We start from the raw sequence: 21,680 nt of genomic DNA, 5'->3' as shown, positions 1-21,680 counted from the left end.
GACTTCGGGGGCACTGCCATCAGCCCTCTGAGCAAGGTCCCTTCGCCGGGACGATGGATGGGTTAGGCCGCAACCGCTCACGCAGCACTCAAATGACTGCGCATCTTTAGATTGGCCAGCCGGTCCTCAGCAGACCCCATACAGCAGCGGCCCCAGCGTCGACTGCGGACAGAAGCAAGCACTCGGCGAGGGATTAAGCTCAAAAGGGATTGACTCAATGCCCGTTACAGAAGAGCGGCTCTCAGATTCCCTGAAAAACTGAACCGCTCTAGACAAGAGAATTATGGCGATACTCTACTATTGATCGCATTCGGTGCGAGCGCTCGATCGAAGAATGCCGGGATTTCTTCGCCGAGTTGCTTCAGAAATTCCGTGCGATCGAAGCCGGGCGGGTCGGCGCTGATGTCGCCATCCAATGTCGGAATCGGAGCGCTGGCGGGGTTCATGAAGGCGAAGTGCCCGGCATTGGCGATGACGCGATAGCCCGCTCCGGGAAGGTTCTGCCCGATCCATGCGGCGTGAAAGCGTGGCGGTAACCAGCGGTCCTTTTCCGCGGCGTAGATCAGGCTCGGCACGGTGATGGCCTTCAGGGATTGCTCCGTGAACATGACGCCGACGGGCGCCATGGCGACGATCGCGCGGACACGCGGATCGGCGGTCGACTCGAGCACAAGTGGCGCCTGCATTTGGCGCATGTCGCGGACCATGCCGCAGGAGATCGGGTCTTCCGCGGTGTCCTTCGCGCAATGCGCGCCGATCCGGGATAGATCGACCTGCCCTCCCGCCAAGGCCACCACGGTGTAGCCGCCGGCCGAGTGCCCGGCAGCGCCGATCCGCGGACCTTTGGCATCCGTCGCGATGCGGTCCTTCCATTCGGGGTCCGCAAGCAGCGCGTCGATCAGGCGCGAGACCTGCCGGGGCCGCTCCGTGAAGTACGCGCCCAGCGGCTTTTGCCACAGCGAGCTGTCTTGGTAACTGTCGCCCGGATGACGCAGCGCCGCCACCAAATAGCCGTCCCGCGCGAGGGCCTCGGCCAAGCTGCTTTGCCCGAATTCCGAACCACCTGTTCCGTGGCTGATCACGATGAGGCCTTTGGTCTTTGCCTCCGGAGCGGCCATGGGGGTTGCGTTGACCGTGAACGACCCCACCACCATCGAGCGCATAGGCGCCTGCGTCGGGTAGTACAGAGCGGCCGGGATCTTCTCGGGGTTGGTGACGGAGGGCGGGACCTCGTAGGGCCGCCACCCTGCCTCGGCGGCGCTCGCTGCGCCGAAGAGCAGGCCCATCACCATCGGTGTGCTGCAGAACAGCAAGGCGGCCGCGCGGAGCCGCTTGTAAATCGCAATTGTCATTGATGCACCTCTTGTGAGCCGCTATCCTGTTACGTAAGGGCAGCCGAGCAGGTCGAGCCCGATTTCGCGAACGGTAGGGTTTATTCGCCAGTGACCATTCCCGGCATCTTCTCGGCAGCTGCGCCCCTTCAGTGGCGCCGTCCCGCCGCCATCTTGCTCCCACTCGTCGTCGCGACGGCGCTTGCCGTAACGGGTGCGTTCGGCACTTATGTCAGCATGACGCTTCCACTCCGCCTGTTGCATTTCGCCGGGGTCGCCATTGCCATCTGCGCGATCGCCTTTGCGCTCTGCGAAATCGTTCAGCGATTTTGGTTCGGCGGCGCATTGCCATTTTGGGCGATGCTTGCAATTGGCGCCATCACAGCTCCGGTCGGCGGCTGGATCGTTCTCGAAGCCTTGGGCTTGTCGGCGCCTCGGGCGCTTGCCCATGTTACCTATTCCGAGCTGACGATCCAGGTGCTGCTGTCCAATCTCGCGATCGCAAGTCTCGGCTGGACCTTGCTCCGGCAGTCCCGCCCACAAAGCACCGCATGCGAGGCGCAGCAGCAGCTTCATCCGACTACCGACCAGGCGTTGCGCGCGAAGCTTCCGGTCGGGATCCGCAACGCCGCCATCCTCGCCCTGAGCGCCGAGGACCATTACGTGAGGGTACGGACCGACCGCGGCGAGGCCTTGATCCTGATGAATCTCGCAGCCGCGATTGCGGCGCTTGGCGAGGATGGCGGCGTGCGTGTCCATCGCTCGCATTGGGTGTCACACCAGCTCGCCGAAAAGGCCTCGATGCGAGCCTGCCGGCGCGGCGTTCGCGTCAATGACGACACGGTGCTGCCGGTCAGCCGTTCTGGCCGAAAGCTGCTGAACGAGGTCTGGACGGGCTAATGGAGTTCAGGCCGCCTTTCGTCCGACCGAGACAGCGGGAAGGAGCCCTTTTTTGAGCAGACTCGCAGCGGTGCGATGCGCCTTCAGATGCGTCGCGCCAGCGCAGGCCGTTGCGGATGACGATGCCGCTCAGGACGCGATGGTCGTCAACGCGCGGAACGCCGTGAGACGACGGAAAACACGGCTCGATGCGCTTCATCTGCGCCTGCGACAGCCAAAACAAATCGCTCATGACGGCTCTTGTTCGCCGTTATGGAATCAATCTCGTACCCATCATGCAAGAAATTTAATAGGTCCTGAGCCTAGCCGAGAACTTTCACTGATGTTTCCAGATTAAAGTCGCCGATTGTTTACGATCTCGACGTATTAACGCTGCGCTTTAAGAAAAAATATCGCAATCGCGATGGAAATTGTCGAAGGAGCTTGGCGAAAGCACAATGGTTGTGCATCGTTAAAAGACGCTCCAAGTGAGATGTCCAGGAGAGGCAGAGCATGGCGGCAAAAATCGTTCCGGTGATCATGGCAGGTGGCAAGGGCACGCGGCTTTGGCCGCTGTCGCGCGCTTCCGCTCCGAAGCAGTTCATTCAGTTCATCGGCGACAGCACGCTGTTTCAGAACACGCTGAAGCGCGTTGCGGATCCTGAGCTCTATGAGGCACCGATCGTTCTGACCAATGAGGAATTCCGCTTCCTCGTCGCCGAACAGGCACGCGAGCTGGATCTGAAGCTGGCAGCCATATTGCTGGAGCCGGTCGCCCGCAATACCGCCGCAGCCGTCGCTGCCGCCGCGGAACTTGTTGCCGAGCTTTTCGACAAGGACGCGATCATGCACGTCCTTGGTTCCGACTACGAGATCGACGCCGGCAAGACCTATTACGATTGCGTGCGCCTAGCGCGCGATACCGCGCTTCAAGGCAAGCTCGTCACCTTCGGCATCAAGCCCACCGAGCCGGCCACCGGCTATGGCTACATCGAAAGCGGCAAGGCGCTGCCATCAGGCGCGCATGCCGTCAAGCGCTTCGTCGAGAAGCCTGTCCTGGAAAAGGCCGAGGAGATGGTTGCGAGCGGCCATTTCTACTGGAACTCGGGCATGTTCATGTTCTCAGCCGCTCAGCTTCTCGCCGAGATGAAGGAATTTGCGCCCGACGTCGAAAAGGCCGCCAGCAAGGCCGTTTCCAAATCGACGCGCGATCTGGATTTCACCCGCCTGGATGCGGATCATTTCTCCAAGAGCCCGAACATCTCGATCGACTACGCGCTGATGGAAAAGACCGCCAATGCCGCCGTCGTTCCCTCGCCCTTCACCTGGTCCGACCTCGGCAGCTGGGATGCGGTCTGGAAAGTCGGCAAGCGCGACGAAAGCGGCAACGTCTCCACCGGCGCCGCGACGCTGGTCAACACGAAGAATTCGCTCGTGATGTCGCACAGCCTCCATGTGGCCGTGCAAGGCCTTGAAGACGTCGCCGTCATCGCCAGTGAAGACGCCGTCTATGTCGGGCCTCTCAAGGACAGCCAGGAAGTCGGCAAGCTCGTCAAATTGCTGGCAAGCGAGAAAAAGACCGCCAAGCTCACAGAGACGCACCCGACCTCCTATCGCCCATGGGGCGGCTACACGTCGGTGCTGAATGGCGACCGCTTCCAGGTCAAGCGCATCTTCGTGCTGCCGGGCAAGAAGCTGTCTCTGCAGAAGCATCACCATCGTTCCGAGCACTGGGTCGTCGTCAAGGGTACGGCGGAAGTGACGGTCGGCGAGAATGTGCAGATGCTGCGCGAAAACGAATCGGTCTATATTCCGCTTGGCGAAGTGCATCGCCTGGCTAACCCGGGCAAGATCCTGCTGGAACTGATCGAAGTACAGACCGGCTCCTACCTCGGCGAAGACGATATCATCCGCCTCGTCGACGAGTTTGGCAGAAGCTGACAGCAAGCAGATCGATTGAGATTTCAGAACGGCGGGCGAAAGCTCGCCGTCTTTGCTTTTGGCTTTGAACCGCAAGACTTTGATGAAATGCCGACACGCCTTGCTTTCTTTCGCTGCATTGCACACACTGCCCGTGGGAACGGCAATCATCGCACAATGATGCGGGCTAGGCGAAGAGACATATGGCGATCAAGGCAAGCATCTATCATCTCACTCACTACAAGTATGACAATCCGGTCCGCCTTGGCCCCCAGATCATCCGCTTGAAACCCGCCTCGCATTCCAAAACCCATGTGCTGAGCCACTCGCTGAAGGTCACACCATCAAATCATTTCGTGAATCTGCAGCAGGATCCCTACGGCAACTATCTCGCCCGGTTCGTCTTTCCCGATCCGGTGACAGAACTGAAGATCGAGGTCGATCTCGTCGCCGACATGACGGTCTACAATCCCTTCGACTTCTTCGTCGAAGAGGAAGCCACCAGATGGCCCTTCGACTATCCCGAGACCATCCGCGAGGATCTGTCGATCTATATGAAGCCAGAGGAGCCCGGCCCCCGGCTGAAAGCCTTCCTCGCCACGCTCGACCGCTCAGAACAAAAAACCGTCGACATGGTCGTCGGCCTCAATACGCGCCTGCAGAATGAGATCGGCTACGTCATCCGCATGGAAGCCGGCGTACAGACGCCCGAGGAGACCTTGGAAGCGGCTAGGGGTTCCTGCCGCGACACGAGCTGGCTGCTGGTGCAGGTGCTGCGCCACCTCGGCCTCGCCGCCCGCTTCGTCTCCGGCTATCTCATCCAGCTCACGCCCGACCTGAAGGCGCTCGACGGCCCTTCCGGCACCGAAGTCGATTTCACCGACCTGCATGCCTGGGCGGAAGTCTATTTTCCCGGCGCCGGCTGGGTTGGCCTCGATCCGACCTCGGGGCTGCTCACCGGCGAGAGCCATATTCCGCTTGCCGCCACGCCGCATTATCGCAATGCCGCCCCGATCTCCGGCGGCTACTTCGGCGAGGCCAAGACCGAATTCGACTTCGCAATGACGGTCACCCGCGTCGCCGAACATCCGCGCATCACCAAGCCGTTCTCCGACGAAAGCTGGGAAGCGTTGAATGAGCTCGGGGAAAAGGTCGATGCCGTCCTCAGACAAGACGACGTGCGCCTGACGATGGGCGGCGAGCCGACCTTCGTCTCGATCGACGATTTCCAGTCTGAAGAATGGAACACCGCCGCCGTCGGCCCGACCAAACGCGACCTTGCCGATCAGTTGATCCGGCGCCTGCGCGAGCGCTTCGCGCCCGGCGGCTTCCTGCATTATGGCCAGGGCAAATGGTATCCCGGCGAAAGCCTGCCCCGCTGGACCTTCTCGCTTTACTGGCGCAAGGACGGCCGGCCGATCTGGCAGAACCCCGCTCTGATCGCCGAAGAAACGGCACAGACCGGTGCGGACTCGGAGAGCGCCGGCAAGCTTCTGAATGCGATTGCCAAGGAACTGGCGATCGAGCCTGACATGGTGCAACCGGCTTACGAAGACCCGGCTGAATGGATCGTCAAGGAGGGGAGCCTGCCCGAGAACGTCGATCCTTCCAATTCGAAGCTCAAGGATCCCGAGGAGCGTAGCCGCATCGCCCGTGTTTTCGAGCGCGGTCTGACGACTCCAACCGGCTACATACTGCCCATACAGGCATGGAACGCGCGCGCCGGCGGTACCCGCTGGGTCAGTGAAAAGTGGCGCACACGCCGCGGCAAGATTTTCCTTGTCCCCGGCGATTCGCCGGTCGGCTATCGCCTGCCGCTCGGCACGCTCCCTTATGTGCCGCCGTCACGCTACCCCTATATCCACACGGCCGATCCCTCCATTCCGCGCACGCCTCTGCCCGACGTCATCGTGCCGGCTGGCCGCGCCATGCCAGAAGCCTCGTTCCAGGTGGACGAAAGCTCGCAATCGCGGGTCGAACAGACGCTCGGCGAAATCGGCGGCGCCGTTCGCACCGCGATCTCTGTCGAACCGCGTGACGGTCGGCTTTGCGTCTTCATGCCTCCGGTCGAAAAGATCGAACATTATCTCGAACTGTTGGCGGCCGCCGAGAATGCCGCGGCTGAACTTGCGCTGCCGGTTCACATCGAAGGCTATTCGCCGCCACAGGACGAACGCATCAACGTCATTCGCGTCGCGCCCGACCCGGGCGTGATCGAGGTCAATATCCATCCTGCGTCGAACTGGCACGACTGCGTCGACATCACGACGGCGGTTTACGAAGAGGCGCGACAGACACGTCTCGGCACAGACAAATTCCTGATCGACGGGCGTCACACCGGCACCGGTGGCGGCAATCATGTCGTCGTTGGCGGCGCCAATCCGAACGACAGCCCGTTCCTTCGCCGCCCCGACCTGTTGAAGAGCCTGGTGCTGCACTGGCAGCGCCATCCATCGCTCTCCTATCTCTTTTCCGGCCTGTTCATCGGCCCGACCAGCCAGGCGCCGCGCATCGACGAAGCCCGCCATGACAGCCTCTATGAGCTGGAAATCGCGCTTGCACAGGTGCCTGCGCCCGGCCGCGGCAACTCGCCTCTGCCCTGGCTGGTCGACCGGCTTTTCCGCAATCTTCTGACCGACTCCAGCGGCAACACCCATCGCTCGGAAATCTGCATCGACAAGCTGTTCTCGCCGGATGGCCCGACAGGACGCCTCGGCCTCGTCGAGTTCCGCGGTTTCGAAATGCCGCCGAATGCCCGCATGAGCCTTGCCCAGCAATTGCTGGTGCGCGCGCTGATCGCCCGCTTCTGGCGCAACCCCATCGACGGCCGGTTCGTGCGCTGGGGCACGACGCTGCATGATCGCTTCATGCTGCCGCATTATATCTGGCAGGATTTCCTTGACGTGCTCGCCGATCTCCGTGAAAACGGCTTCGATCTGCGGCCGGAATGGTTTCAGGCGCAGCTCGAATTCCGTTTCCCCTTCTGCGGCGAGGTGGAATATGAGGGCTGCAAGCTGGAACTGCGCCAGGCGCTGGAGCCGTGGCATGTGCTCGGCGAAGAAGGTGCTGTCGGCGGCACCGTGCGTTATGTCGATTCATCGGTCGAGCGCCTGCAGGTTCGGTTCGAGACCGCCAATCCCTCCCGCTATACGGTTACCTGCAACGGCCGTCCCGTGCCGCTGACGCCGACGGGAATGGCGGGCGTTTCGGTCGCCGGCGTGCGCTACAAGGCCTGGCATCCGGCCTCGGGCCTGCATCCCGTCCTGCCCATCGACACGCCGCTGACCTTCGATATCTACGATACATGGTCACGCCGTTCGATCGGCGGCTGCATCTACAATGTTGCTCACCCGGGCGGCCGGAACTATGACACCTTCCCCGTCAATGGCAACGAGGCGGAAGCGCGACGTCTTGCGCGTTTCGAGCCTTGGGGGCATACAGCGGGTGGCTATGCCCTGAGACCGGAGACTGCATCGGTGGAATTCCCGCTGACACTCGACCTCAGGCGGCCGGCAGGAATTTGAGACGGAACTATGCATGAGTAGAAAACCGGCGACGGAACGGCGGGACGACGTAAAGACTGGCATCGGCAAGGCGCCGGCCTTTGCCTATCGTCCTTTGCCTGGTGTCGCCGATGAAATGGTCGACAATAAAGGCGCCGTCCGCCCGGTCTGGCAAAACCTTCTGTCGGCGCTGTCGCGCATGTCGGAACAGGAGCTGACCGAGCGCTTCGCCCGCGCCGATCGCTATCTACGCGATGCGGGCGTTTTCTATCGAGCCTATGGGACGACGGGCGTCAGCGAACGCGGCTGGCCGATCTCGCATATTCCCGTGCTCATCGATGAGCGCGAGTGGCAGTCGCTGTCGGAGGGCTTGCGCCAGCGCGCCGATCTGCTCGAAGAGATTATCGCCGACATCTATGGCGACAGTCGTCTGGTGAACGAAGGACTGTTGCCGCCGGCCTTGATCGCGGCCAATCCCGAATTCCTACGCCCGCTCGTCGGCGTTAAGCCTGCGCATGGCCACTACCTGCATTTCCTGGCGTTCGAAGTCGGCCGCGGTCCGGATGGTAATTGGTGGGTGCTCGCCGACCGCGCCCAGGCACCATCGGGTGCCGGCTTCGCACTCGAAACCCGCGTCGCCACCACCCGAGCGTTCTCCGATATCTATGCCGAAACCAAAGTCCATCGCCTCGCCTCCTTCTTCGGCGCCTTTCGCGATGCGCTGCTCGGCGGCAAGCGCGGCACCGAGGGACGCGTCGCCGTTCTGACGCCGGGGCCTGCCAACGAGACCTATTACGAGCACGCCTATATCGCCCGCTATCTCGGTTTCATGCTGCTGGAAGGCGAGGATATCACCGTCGTCAACGACCAGCTGATGGTGCGCACGGTCGCAGGGTTGCGGCCAATCAGCGTGCTCTGGCGCCGTCTCGATGCAGCCTATGCCGATCCGCTGGAGCTCAACCAGCAATCCCATATCGGCACGCCAGGCATAGTCGAAGCGTTGCGGGCACAGACGGTAACCATCGTCAATGCCCTCGGCTCCGGCATCCTTGAGACACGCGCCCTGCTCGCCTTCATGCCGACCATCTGCCGGCATCTGCGCGGTGAGGAGTTGAAGCTTCCGTCGATCGCGACCTGGTGGTGCGGCCAGAAGAGCGAACGCGAGCATGTCGCCGCCAACATCGAGAAAATGGTGATCGGTCCAGCCTATTCCCGCATGCCATTCTTCGATGACAACGGCCAATCAGTGCTGGGCTCGACATTGCGCAGCACCGCCCGCGATTCGATCGCAGACTGGCTGGCGACCGAAGGCCAGAAGCTGGTCGGCCAGGAAGTGGTGACGCTTTCGACCACGCCGGCCTGGGTCAACGGCAAGCTGACGCCGCGGCCGATGAGCCTGCGCGTGTTCGCCGCCCGCACGGAAAACGGCTGGCAGATCATGCCCGGCGGCTTCGCCCGCATCGGCAGCGGCGATGATGTCGCCGCCATCGCCATGCAGGCCGGCGGCTCGGCGGCCGACGTCTGGATCGTCTCCGACAAGCCCGTCGAAGCCCATACGCTGCTGCCGACCGAAGAAACTTTCACCCGCAATATGCCGGGCAGCCTGCCGAGCCGCGCCGCCGACAACCTCTACTGGCTCGGCCGCTACATCGAGCGTGCCGAAGGGGCGCTGCGCATCTTACGCGCCTGGCACGGGCGTTTCGCCGAAGCGGCCGATCCGAAGCAGCCGCTGCTTGCCGACGTCAGCGACTATCTTGCCGCCATCGACATCGATACCAAGCAGGCGGTGCCGGAAAATCTGCTGCGTAACATCGATAGCGCAGTCTATTCGGCCAGCAATATCCGCGATCGCTTCTCTCCGGACGGCTGGCTGGCACTGAACGACCTTGCCAAGACGGCACGCCGCTTCAAGGAAGGCGTGAAGCACGGCGATGACGCCAGCCATGCGATGACGATCCTGCTGCGCAAGCTCGCGGGCTTTGCCGGCCTCGTGCACGAGAACATGTATCGCTTCACCGGCTGGCGCTTCCTGTCGCTCGGCCGCTATATCGAACGCGGCCTGCACATGACGCGACTGCTCGGCCATATGTCCGGCCCCGATGCGCCCGATGGCGCACTCGACATGCTGCTGGAAATCGGCGATAGCGTCATGACCCATCGCCGCCGCTACAACGTCAATACCGCTCGCCTGACGGTGACGGACCTTTTGGCGCTCGATCCCCTCAACCCGCGCTCGATCCTCTTCCAGATGAATGAGATCCACCGTGAGGTCGAGCAACTGCCGAATGCTTTCGTCAACGGCCAGATGTCGCCCTTCTATCGCGAGGCCATGCGGCTGCATTCGGGGTTGGCCGTGATGACGCCGGAAACGATGACAGTCGAGGTCTACCAGCAGCTCGCGCGCGAACTGGAGCGGCTTTCCGACCTGCTGGCACGCACCTATCTCGGATGACGTGATGCTCTACGACCTCTCGCTTCATATGGGCTATATCTATGACGTACCGGCAAGCGGCGCGCGGCATATTCTGCGCGTCATGCCGCTCTCCCTGCCCAATCGGCAACGGCTGATCGCCGGCTCGGTGAAAATAACCCCGGGGCCGGACGAGCAATCGAACTTCACGGATTTCTTCCAGCATCCGGCAACCTCGATCCTGGTGCGAGATCCGCATGAAAGGCTCGACATCCGCATGCAGGCACGTGTGCAGGTGGAAAGCCAGCCTGTCACGGCCGACTTTTCACCCCTGCTCGCCAAGTTGCCTGAAGAGATCGACGATTGCTGGTCAATCGATCCTTCTTCCCCTCACCATTTCCGCGGCAGCAGCCCGCGCCTGCCTGAAACAAGCGAGATTGCCGATTATAGCAGGCAGTGGAAGGCTACGAATCTGACGACTCTGCAGATCGCCCATGCGGTCTGCGCGCAGATACACAAGGATTTTACCTACGATCCCAAGGCAACGACGGTGGACACCACGCCCAAGGAGGCTTTCCGTATCAAGCGCGGCGTCTGCCAGGATTTTTCGCATGTGATGATCATCGCGCTGCGCAGCCTCGGCATTCCGGCCGGCTATGTCAGCGGCTTCCTGCGCACCATTCCGCCACCGGGCAAGGAAAGGCTCGAAGGCGCCGACGCCATGCATGCTTGGGTGCGCGTCTGGTGTGGGGAGACGGCGGGGTGGATCGAGCTTGACCCGACCAACAATATCCCGGCCGGCACAGATCACATCGTCGTCGCCTATGGCCGCGATTATTCCGATGTGGCACCCGTCATCGGCGTGCTTAAAGGTTACGGTGACCAAAAAACCGTTCAAGCTGTAGATGTAATCCCTCTAATATAATACAAAGCTAATACAAAGCTAATACAATATAGAACCACATCAAAATGAGACCAATCAGGCGGTTTGTAAAAATTCAAACTACTACTTAAACGATTGACTCATATTTTTCGTCGATAGTCCGGCCCATTCTTGAGGCTTTTAACTCCCTCCAGCAGGCGGACATGATGATCTCCGGTTCGGATATACTTGGTATATTTAAGAAATTTCTGGCCAATAGCGCTGGAAACTTCGGCATTTTGACCGCAGTTTCCATACCGGTGCTGGTCGCTACCGGCGGCGTTGCGCTCGATGTCACGAACATGACGCTGTCGCACAGCCAGCTCCAGGAGGCAACGGATGCCGCCGCGCTCGCCGCCGCAACGGCGCTCGCCAATGGCACGGCGACCACGACGACCGCCAAGGATCTCGGCAACAATTTCGTCCTGGGGCAGATGTCTAACTACCTGTCCGGAGATGGCGCGACAGCGGATGCACTAAAGGCTGGAACGTCGACCTCGGTAACGTCGAGCAGCAATTCATCCGGCGGCACAAGCTATTCGGTCACGGTCAACGCTTCCTATAGCATGCCGGTCAATAGCATGAGCCGCTTGCTTGGCATGCAATCGGTATCCATCGCGGCATCCAGCTCGACAACAAGCGGAACGGCTATTCAAAAAACCGCCCTATCGATGGAGATCGCACTCGATAAGTCCGGATCGATGCTGCTGAACACGAATGCCATCGACAAGTCACAGAGCAGCTGCACGCAATACTATACTGATGGGACCTATCTCTATCAGTATCCAAATCCATTAAGCCCCTGCTACGTCAAAAAGATAGATGCGCTGAAGACGGCAGTTGGCAATCTTCTTGACCAACTGGATGCTGCCGATCCCAAGTCACAATATGTTCGCACTGCAGCCATTGCGTGGAGCAGCCAGGTTGATAGCTTCAGCAACCTTGCTTGGGGAACAAAGACGACGCGCACCAACGTCGTTAGCGGACTGAATGCGTCGGGTGGCACTGAGTCGAACGCCCCGATGAAAAAAGCCTATAACAGCGTCGCATCTACGACTGAAGCAACTGCGCAGAGCAATGGAGGCAATAAAAGCTTCCAGAAATATATCGTTCTGATGACAGACGGCGAAAACAACGACACGAGCTCGGATCAAAAAACACTGGCGACCTGTAAAGCCGCAAAAGATGCCGGTGTGCAGATTTACACGGTCGCCTTCATGGCCCCGACGCGTGGACAAACCTTGCTCGCCTCCTGCGCATCAAGCCCATCCAATTATTTTGATGCGCAGCAAATGTCCGATCTGGTCACCGCCTTCAAGACCATCGGCGCTCAAGCGGCAAAGCAGATGACACTGCTGACCAATTGACCTTGCAGGCGCCTCGCGCGAAGCAATCACAGGACGATGCAAAAGAAAAAGCCGCGCGGAACGTGTATCGCGCGGCTTTTCGTTTCAATGATGCGCGAATAAGAGCCGGAAACATCATCGGAATCAAGTCATTTCCCGCCGGAAACAAGCATTTGGCGGCTATTTTGGCATCTGCTCAACTCCCCTGTTGCAACTGCTTTACATCAGTGCGTAAACTGATAGTGAAGAGGAGAGGAAATTTGGTTTAATCGGGCATAACACCCTGAATATAAAACACAAATGGCGAGAGTTGATAGTATGAATAATTTGACGAAGGCTGATCTCCCCGTTCCAGCCCCACGCAGTTCCCGCCCCGAAATCCTTGCGGAAGAAATTATCGAACGCCTGACCTATCGCATCGGCAAGGATGCGAAAGTGGCTAAGCCGCACGACTGGCTGACGGCGACGATCCTCGTTATTCGTGACCGCGTCATCGACAAATGGATGGAATCGACCCGCCGGGTCTACGAGACCGGCGCCAAGCGCGTATACTATCTATCCTTGGAATTCCTGATCGGGCGCCTCATGCGCGACGCGGTTTCCAACCTCGGCTTGATGGAAGAGATCACCAACGCGCTCTCTTCGCTCGGCGTCGATATCCGCGTCATCGCCGGCCTCGAGCCTGATGCGGCGCTCGGCAATGGCGGCCTTGGCCGTCTCGCCGCCTGCTTCATGGAATCCATGGCGACCGTCGATGTGCCGGCCTATGGCTACGGCATTCGCTATGTGCACGGCCTGTTCCGGCAGCAGATGGCGGATGGCTGGCAGGTGGAGCTGCCGGAAACCTGGCTGGCCCATGGCAACCCATGGGAATTCGAGCGCCAGGAAAGCTCCTATGAAATCGGCTTTGGCGGCGGCGTCGAAACCGTCGGTGGCCATGACGATCAGCCCCGTTATGTCTGGAAGCCGGCCGAGCGCGTTATCGCCACTGCCTTCGACACGCCCGTCGTCGGCTGGCGCGCCAAGCGCGTCAACACGCTCCGTCTCTGGTCGGCGCAGCCGATCGACCCAATCCTGCTCGATGCCTTCAACGCTGGCGACCACATCGGCGCGCTGCGTGAAAGCAACAAGGCCGAAAGCCTGACGCGCGTCCTCTATCCGGCCGATGCGACGCCCGCCGGCCAGGAGCTGCGCCTGCGCCAGGAATTCTTCTTCTCGTCAGCCTCGCTGCAGGACATTATTCGCCGCCATCTCCAGCAGTACGACGATCTGACCAACCTGGCCGACAAGGTCGCAATCCAGCTGAACGACACGCATCCAGCCGTTTCCGTCACGGAAATGATGCGTCTCCTGGTCGATGTCCATGGCTTCGAATTTGACAAAGCCTGGGATATCACCCGCAACACCTTCGGCTACACCAACCATACGCTGCTGCCGGAAGCGCTCGAAAGCTGGCCGGTGCCGCTGTTCGAACGGCTCCTGCCGCGACACATGCAGATCATCTACGCCATCAATGCGAAGATTCTTGTCGAAGCCCGCAAGGCTCGCAACTTCAACGATACGGAAATCCGCTCGATCTCTCTGATCGACGAGAACGGCGATCGCCGCGTGCGCATGGGCAATCTCGCCTTCGTCGGCTCGCATTCGATCAACGGCGTTTCCGCGCTGCATACCGACTTGATGAAGGTCACCGTCTTTGCCGACCTGCATAAGCTCTATCCGGATCGCATCAACAACAAGACCAACGGCATCACACCGCGCCGCTGGCTGATGCAGTGCAATCCCGGTCTGACAAACCTCGTCCGCGAAACGATCGGCGACGCCTTCCTCGACGATGCCGAAAAACTGAAACCCCTGGATCAGTTCGCCCGCGACAGCGCCTTCCAGCAGAAGTTTGCTGCCGTCAAGCGCGCCAACAAGGTGCAGTTGTCCAATCTGGTCGCGAGCCGCATGGGCATCAAGCTCGATCCAAATGCGATGTTCGACATCCAGATCAAGCGCATTCACGAATACAAGCGTCAACTTCTCAACATCATCGAAACAGTCGCTCTTTACGACCAGATCCGCTCGCATCCCGAGCTGGATTGGCAGCCGCGCGTCAAGCTCTTCGCCGGCAAGGCGGCGCCGAGCTACCATAACGCCAAGCTCATCATCAAGCTGATCAACGACGTCGCCCGCGTCATCAACAACGACCCGTCGGTACGTGGCCTGCTGAAGGTCGTCTTCGTGCCGAACTACAACGTCTCTCTCGCCGAAGTCATGGTTCCGGCCGCTGACCTCTCCGAGCAGATTTCGACAGCCGGCATGGAAGCGTCGGGCACCGGCAACATGAAATTCGGCCTCAACGGCGCGCTGACCATCGGCACGCTCGACGGCGCCAATGTCGAAATGCGCGATAATGTCGGCGAGGACAACATCATCATCTTCGGCCTCACGGCAGATGAAGTCGCCAGCCTGCGCAGCGACGGCCATGACCCTCGCGCCGTCATCGAACGCTCGCGCGAGCTCGCTCAGGCGCTTGCGGCCATCGCCTCGGGCGTCTTCTCGCCGGACGACCGCAGCCGCTATGCCAACCTGATCGAAGGCATCTACAGCCATGACTGGTTCATGGTTGCCGCCGATTTCGATGCCTATGCCGCAGCCCAGCGCGAAGTCGACATCCTCTGGGCCAATCCGTCCGAGTGGTACGCCAAGACGATCAACAACACCGCGCGCATGGGTTGGTTCTCCTCCGATCGGACGATCCGTCAATATGCCAAGGAAATCTGGAGAGCTGGATGAAAAAGCCGAAGAGACCCGCTGACGGCACAAGCTTGAGGGACATTTCGGCAGGCGATATTGCTGCAATTCTCGCAGGCACACATTCCGACCCATTCGCCGTTCTCGGCGTGCATCGGATGGATGACGGATTTGTAGCGCGTTGTTTCATCCTTGGCGCGGAGGCAGTAACCGCCACCGCGCTGGATGGCACCGTAATCGGTGAGCTGGATTGTCTCGATCCGGCGGGCTTTTTCTCCGGCGAGGTAAAACTCTCCAAGCAGCAACCGGTGCGCTATCGCGCCAGGCGCGGCGATGCCGAATGGGCGATCACCGACCCCTACAGCTTCGGCCCGGTTCTCGGGCCGATGGACGACTATTTCGCCCGCCAGGGCACGCATTTGCGCCTCTTCGACAAGATGGGCGCCCATCCCCTGAAACACGAGGGCGTTCAGGGCTTTCACTTCGCGGTCTGGGCACCAAACGCCCAGCGCGTCTCGGTCGTCGGCGATTTCAATGGTTGGGATGGCCGCCGGCATGTCATGCGCTTCCGCTCCGACTCCGGCATTTGGGAAATCTTTGCTCCGGATGTTCCGGCCGGCGTTGCCTACAAGTTCGAGATTCGCGGCCAAGATGGCGTGCTGCTGCCGCTGAAGGCCGATCCTTTCGCCCGCCGCAGCGAGCTCCGCCCGAAGACGGCGTCCGTCACAGCCAACGGACTCAATCAGGTCTGGGAAGATGCGGCCCATCGCGAGCATTGGGCAAGCGTCGACCAGCGTCGCCAGCCCATCAGCATCTATGAGGTGCACGCAGGCTCCTGGCAACGCCGCGATGACGGATCGATGCTGTCCTGGGATGAGCTGGCCTCGCGCCTGATCCCCTATTGTGTCGACATGGGCTTTACCCATATCGAATTCCTGCCGATCACCGAGCACCCCTACGATCCTTCCTGGGGTTATCAGACCACTGGTCTTTATGCGCCCACCGCCCGTTTCGGCGAGCCGGAAGGCTTTGCCCGTTTCGTCAACGGCTGCCACAAAGTCGGCATCGGCATCATTCTCGATTGGGTGCCGGCACATTTCCCGACCGACGAACATGGCCTGCGCTGGTTCGACGGCACGGCGCTCTACGAACATGAAGACCCGCGCAAGGGCTTTCACCCCGATTGGAATACGGCGATCTACAATTTCGGCCGTACCGAGGTCCTCTCCTATCTGGAGAACAACGCACTCTTCTGGGCAGAAAAATACCATCTGGACGGTTTGCGCGTCGATGCCGTCGCCTCCATGCTCTATCTCGACTATTCCCGCAAGCATGGAGAATGGATCCCGAACGAATATGGCGGCAACGAAAATCTTGAGGCGGTGCGCTTCCTCCAGTCGATGAATACGAGGGTCTATGGCGCGCATCCGGGCGTCATGACCATCGCCGAGGAATCGACCTCCTGGCCGAAGGTATCGCAACCAGTTCACGAAGGCGGCCTCGGCTTCGGCTTCAAGTGGAACATGGGCTTCATGCACGACACGCTGAGCTACCTCTCCCGCGAGGCCGTGCACCGCAAATATCATCACAATGAGCTGACCTTCGGCCTGATCTACGCTTTCTCGGAAAACTTCGTGCTGCCGCTCTCCCATGACGAGGTGGTGCACGGCAAAGGGTCGCTGATCGCCAAAATGGCCGGCGACGACTGGCAGAAATTCGCCAACCTGCGCGCTTATTATGCCTTCATGTGGGGATATCCCGGCAAGAAGTTGCTGTTCATGGGCCAGGAATTCGCGCAGTGGAGCGAGTGGAGCGAAGAGCGCGCTCTGGACTGGAATCTGCTGCAATACCGTATGCATGAAGGCATGCGGCGCCTCGTGCGCGATCTCAATTTCACCTATCGCAGCAAGCCGGCATTGCATGCCCGCGACTGCGAGGGCGATGGTTTCGAGTGGCTGATTGTCGATGATTTCGAGAATTCGGTCTTTGCCTGGCTGCGCAAGGCGCCCGGCGAAAAACCGGTTGCAGTCATCACCAATTTCACGCCAGTCTACCGTGAAAATTATACCTTGCGCTTGCCAGTTGAGGGGCGGTGGCGTGAGATACTGAATACCGATGCCGACATTTATGGCGGCAGCGGCAAGGGCAACGGCGGGCGTGTGCAGGCCGTAAGTGCCGGCGGTGGCATACAAGCGACAATAACGCTGCCTCCGCTGGCGACCATCATGCTCGAACCGGAATTTTGAGATCACTACGGACAGGGAGGAATAAAATGGTAGAAAAACGTTTCCAGCCGCTGGCACGCGACGCCATGGCCTACGTTCTTGCCGGGGGCCGAGGCAGCCGATTGAAGGAACTGACCGATCGCCGCGCCAAGCCAGCGGTCTACTTCGGCGGCAAGACCCGAATCATCGATTTCGCCCTCTCCAACGCGCTCAATTCCGGTATTCGCCGCATCGGTGTCGCCACCCAGTACAAGGCGCACTCGCTGATCCGCCACATGCAGCGCGGCTGGAACTTCTTCCGCCCGGAACGAAACGAGAGCTTCGATATCCTGCCGGCTTCGCAGCGCGTGTCGGAAACGCAATGGTATGAGGGCACCGCCGACGCAGTCTACCAGAACATCGACATCATCGAGCCCTATGGCCCGGAATACATGGTCATCCTCGCCGGCGACCATATCTATAAGATGGACTATGAATGGATGCTGCAGCAGCACGTCGATTCTGGCGCTCAAGTCACGATCGGCTGCCTCGAAGTGCCCCGCATGGAAGCCGTCGGCTTCGGCGTCATGCACGTCAACGAGAAAGACGAGATCATCGATTTCGTCGAGAAGCCCGCAGATCCGCCAGGCATTCCCGGCAATCCGGATTTCGCGCTAGCATCGATGGGCATCTATGTCTTCCACACCAAGTTCCTGATCGAATGCCTGAAGCGCGATGCGGCCGATCCGAATTCGAGCCGCGACTTCGGCAAGGACATCATCCCCTACATCGTCAAGAACGGCAAAGCCGTCGCGCATCGCTTCACGCAATCCTGCGTCCGCTCGGATTTCGAGCGTGAGGCCTATTGGCGCGATGTCGGCACGATCGATGCCTATTGGCAGGCCAATATCGACCTGACCGCCGTGGTGCCGGAGCTCGACATCTACGACAAGTCCTGGCCGATCTGGACCTATGCCGAAATCAGCCCTCCGGCCAAGTTCGTCCATGACGACGAGGATCGCCGCGGTTCGGCAGTCTCTTCCGTCGTCGCCGGCGACTGCATCATCTCAGGCGCCAGCCTCTACAACAGTCTGCTGTTTACCGGCGTGCGCGCCAACTCCTACTCCAAGCTGGAGGGAGCCGTGGTGCTGCCCAGCGTCAAGGTCGGTCGCCGCGCGCAGCTCAAGAACGTCGTCATCGATCATGGTGTCACCATTCCCGAAGGGCTGATCGTCGGCGAGGATCCGGAGCTGGATGCCAAGCGCTGGCGCCGCACGGAAAGCGGCATCTGCCTCATCACGCAGACGATGATCGACAAGCTGGATTTGTAACTTATGAAGGTTCTCTCGGTATCGTCCGAAGTCTTCCCCCTGATCAAGACAGGGGGCTTGGCCGATGTGGCCGGCGCCCTGCCTATTGCACTAAATCCCTATGGCATTGAAACCAAGACCCTGATCCCGGGCTATCCCGCGGTCATGAAGGTCATTCGCGATCCGGTCGTCTGCCTCGAGTTTGCCGACCTGCTCGGCGAAAAGGCGACTGTGCTGGAAGTCGAGCACGCTGGCATTTCCTTTCTCGTTCTGGATGCGCCAGCCTACTACAATCGCACCGGCGGCCCCTATGTCGATGCTACCGGTAAGGATTATCCCGACAACTGGCGGCGCTTCGCCGCTCTGTCGCTGGCGGGTGCGGAAATCGCCGCCGGCCGACTGCCCGGATGGCAACCGGATCTGGTGCATGCGCATGACTGGCAATCCGCCATGGTGCCGGTCTACATGCGCTACTATCCGGCGCCGGAACTTCCGAGCGTGCTCACCATCCACAACATTGCCTTTCAGGGCCAGTTCGGCCCCGACATCTTCCCCGGCCTGCGCCTGCCGGCGCATGCGTTTTCCATGGAAGGCATCGAATATTATGGCGATGTCGGCTTCCTCAAGGGCGGCCTGCAGACGGCCCATGCACTGACCACCGTCAGCCCGTCCTATGCCGCGGAAATCCTGACGCCGGAATTCGGCATGGGTCTGGAAGGCGTCATCGCCAGCAGGGCGGACAGCCTGCACGGCATCGTCAACGGCATCGACGACGACATCTGGAATCCGGCAACCGATGCGATGATCGCGCAGACCTATAGCGCGGCAACGCTGAAGGATCGCGCCATCAACCGTCAGCGCATCATCGAGCATTTCGGCCTCGATGCCGATGACGGCCCGATCTTCTGCGTCGTCAGCCGCCTGACCTGGCAGAAAGGCATGGACCTTCTGGCGAGTATTGCCAGCGAAATTGTCCAGATGGGAGGCAAGCTTGCCATCCTGGGTGCCGGCGACGCGGCACTGGAAGGCGCGCTATTTGCCGCAGCCGGCCGTCATCGCGGCCGCGTCGGCGTTTCCGCCGGCTATAATGAGCCGATGTCGCATCTGATGCAGGCCGGCTGTGACGCGATTATCATCCCCTCGCGCTTCGAACCCTGTGGCCTCACGCAGCTTTATGGCTTACGTTATGGCTGCCTGCCGATCGTTGCGCGTACGGGCGGGCTCAACGATACCATTATCGACGCCAATCACGCCGCACTTCAGGCGAAAGTCGCCACCGGCATTCAATTTTCGCCCGTCACCGCCGAAGGACTGCTACAAGCCATGCGCCGTGCCATGCATCTTTTTCAGGATCGAAAGGTCTGGACGCAGATGCAAAAGCAGGGCATGAAATCCGACGTATCCTGGGGCAGGAGCGCAGAACGCTATGCCGCTCTCTACTCCAGTCTAGTCTCGAGAGGCGCTTAACCCGATGATTAAAACCGTATCCACCACCCCCTATGCGGATCAGAAGCCCGGCACCTCGGGCCTGCGAAAGAAGGTCCCCGAATTCCAGCAGCCGAATTACGCGGAGAACTTCATCCAGTCGATCTTCGATTCGCTCGAGGGCTACCAGGGCAAAACCCTGGTCATCGGCGGTGACGGCCGCTACTACAATCGCGAGGTCATCCAGAAGGCCATCAAGATGGCCGCCGCGAACGGCTTCGGCAAGGTGATGGTCGGCAAGGGCGGCATCCTCTCGACGCCCGCAGCTTCGAACATCATCCGCAAGTACAAGGCCTTCGGCGGCATCATCCTGTCGGCCAGCCACAATCCCGGCGGACCGACGGAAGACTTCGGCATCAAGTACAATATCGGCAATGGCGGCCCGGCGCCCGAAAAGATCACCGACGCCATTTTTGAGCGCTCCAAGGTCATCGACAGCTACAAGATATCGGACTTCCCCGATATCAACCTCGATCGCATCGCCCGCGAAGATGTCGGCGGTATGATCGTTTCGGTTATCGACCCGGTCGAAGACTACGCGGCTCTGATGGAAGAGCTGTTCGATTTCGGTGCGATCCGCAACCTGATCAGCCTCGGCTTCCGCCTTAACTTCGATGCGATGAGCGCCGTAACCGGCCCTTACGCCAAGGAAATCTTCGAGATCCGCCTCGGCGCGCCCGATGGCTCGGTGCGCAATTTCCTGCCGCTGCCAGATTTCGGCGGCCATCACCCGGATCCGAATCTCGTCCACTGCAAGGAGCTTTACGACGAGATGATGAGCGACGATGCGCCCGATTTCGGCGCGGCGTCGGACGGCGACGGTGATCGCAACCTCATCATCGGCAAGGGCATCTACGTTACCCCGTCCGACAGCCTGGCGATCCTGGCGGCCAACGCCAATCTCGCCCCCGGCTATTCGCACGGCATCGCCGGCATTGCCCGTTCCATGCCGACCAGCGGCGCTGCCGACCGCGTTGCCGAAAAGCGCGGTATCGGCATCTACGAGACGCCGACCGGCTGGAAATTCTTCGGCAACCTGCTCGACGCGGGCATGGCGACGATTTGTGGCGAGGAAAGCTCCGGCACCGGCTCGAACCACGTTCGCGAGAAGGACGGCCTGTGGGCCGTTCTGCTCTGGCTGAACATCCTGGCCGTGCGCGGCGAGAGCGTCATCGACATCGTCACGCAGCATTGGGCCACCTACGGCCGCAACTATTACTCCCGCCACGATTATGAAGGCGTCGACACCGATGCCGCCAATGGCCTGATTGCAGCGCTGCGCGGAAAGCTGCCGACCTTGCCTGGTACACAGATTGGTGATCTCACCGTTTCCGCCGCCGACGACTTTGCCTATCACGATCCGGTCGACAAGTCCGTCAGCCAGCATCAGGGCATCCGCATCATGTTCGAAGGCGGCTCACGCGTGGTCTTCCGCCTCTCCGGCACCGGCACGACGGGCGCCACGCTACGCGTCTACATCGAACGTTACGAGCCCGATTCGACCCGTCACAATATCGAAACGCAGGAAGCGCTCGCCGACCTGATTGCCGCAGCTCAGGCTATCGCAGATATCAAGGGCCACACCGGCCGCGACGCGCCGACGGTCATCACCTGATGATGGCGTGAGCCTA

At 60.5% G+C, this 21,680-nt stretch carries 12 protein-coding genes and 1 pseudogene; 11 read left to right on the top strand and 2 right to left on the bottom strand.

Translation table 11 applies throughout. The annotated features are described in order from the left end of the window. Positions 1-281: 281 nt before the first annotated feature. A complete protein-coding gene (locus tag QD409_RS28635) occupies positions 282-1,352 on the bottom strand; it encodes an alpha/beta hydrolase family protein (RefSeq protein WP_430764280.1) in 1,071 nt (356 codons plus the stop codon). Between the two features lie 90 nt (positions 1,353-1,442). Between QD409_RS28635 and QD409_RS28630 the strand changes: the two genes are divergently transcribed. Then, positions 1,443-2,231 (top strand): LytTR family DNA-binding domain-containing protein, encoded by a 789-nt coding sequence (locus QD409_RS28630; protein ID WP_092850074.1) that lies wholly within the window; start codon positions 1,443-1,445, stop codon positions 2,229-2,231. Positions 2,232-2,319: 88 nt separating this feature from the next. On the opposite strand, the pseudogene QD409_RS28625 reads toward QD409_RS28630, so the two are convergent. After that, positions 2,320-2,463: pseudogene (locus tag QD409_RS28625) on the bottom strand (transposase); the annotation flags it as partial. Positions 2,464-2,723: 260 nt separating this feature from the next. Here QD409_RS28625 and QD409_RS28620 point away from each other — a divergent pair. The 10 genes from QD409_RS28620 (at position 2,724) to QD409_RS28575 (ending at position 21,664) form a co-directional block, all read left to right on the top strand. Continuing rightward, positions 2,724-4,151 (top strand): mannose-1-phosphate guanylyltransferase/mannose-6-phosphate isomerase, encoded by a 1,428-nt coding sequence (locus QD409_RS28620; RefSeq protein WP_092850080.1) that lies wholly within the window; start codon positions 2,724-2,726, stop codon positions 4,149-4,151. A 182-nt stretch (positions 4,152-4,333) separates the two neighbouring features. Beyond that, entirely contained in the window at positions 4,334-7,654 is a 3,321-nt protein-coding gene (locus QD409_RS28615; RefSeq protein ID WP_092850083.1) for a DUF2126 domain-containing protein, read from the top strand. A 13-nt stretch (positions 7,655-7,667) separates the two neighbouring features. Beyond that, complete coding sequence (locus QD409_RS28610) at positions 7,668-10,085, top strand: circularly permuted type 2 ATP-grasp protein (RefSeq protein WP_430764279.1); 2,418 nt, start codon at positions 7,668-7,670, stop codon at positions 10,083-10,085. A gap of 4 nt (positions 10,086-10,089) precedes the next feature. Further along, complete coding sequence (locus QD409_RS28605) at positions 10,090-10,968, top strand: transglutaminase family protein (RefSeq protein WP_092850092.1); 879 nt, start codon at positions 10,090-10,092, stop codon at positions 10,966-10,968. A gap of 161 nt (positions 10,969-11,129) precedes the next feature. After that, on the top strand, positions 11,130-12,332 hold the full coding sequence (locus QD409_RS28600; RefSeq protein WP_342588035.1) for a vWA domain-containing protein: 1,203 nt from the start codon (positions 11,130-11,132) through the stop codon (positions 12,330-12,332). 297 nt (positions 12,333-12,629) lie between these two features. Then, entirely contained in the window at positions 12,630-15,092 is a 2,463-nt protein-coding gene (locus tag QD409_RS28595; RefSeq protein WP_092850106.1) for a glycogen/starch/alpha-glucan phosphorylase, read from the top strand. After that, the gene (gene glgB / locus QD409_RS28590) at positions 15,089-17,296 is read left to right on the top strand and encodes a 1,4-alpha-glucan branching protein GlgB (RefSeq protein ID WP_092850112.1); all 2,208 of its coding nucleotides are present in this window, start codon (positions 15,089-15,091) and stop codon (positions 17,294-17,296) included. Before QD409_RS28595 ends, glgB begins: the two co-directional genes overlap by 4 nt. A 26-nt stretch (positions 17,297-17,322) precedes the next feature. Then, on the top strand, positions 17,323-18,585 hold the full coding sequence (gene glgC / locus QD409_RS28585; protein ID WP_092850114.1) for a glucose-1-phosphate adenylyltransferase: 1,263 nt from the start codon (positions 17,323-17,325) through the stop codon (positions 18,583-18,585). A gap of 3 nt (positions 18,586-18,588) precedes the next feature. After that, positions 18,589-20,031 (top strand): glycogen synthase GlgA, encoded by a 1,443-nt coding sequence (gene glgA / locus QD409_RS28580; protein WP_430764278.1) that lies wholly within the window; start codon positions 18,589-18,591, stop codon positions 20,029-20,031. A 4-nt stretch (positions 20,032-20,035) separates the two neighbouring features. Then, positions 20,036-21,664, top strand: a complete 1,629-nt coding sequence (locus QD409_RS28575; RefSeq protein WP_092850118.1) for an alpha-D-glucose phosphate-specific phosphoglucomutase — start codon at positions 20,036-20,038, stop codon at positions 21,662-21,664. The last annotated feature ends 16 nt before the right edge of the window (positions 21,665-21,680 follow it).

Origin of the sequence: Rhizobium sp. BR 315, from assembly GCF_050577975.1 — a bacterium.
In the GTDB taxonomy this organism is placed as follows: Bacteria; Pseudomonadota; Alphaproteobacteria; order Rhizobiales; family Rhizobiaceae; genus Rhizobium; species Rhizobium miluonense.
Note: the sequence above shows the minus strand (reverse complement) of the source record. Positions and strands in the feature narration are given on the sequence as shown.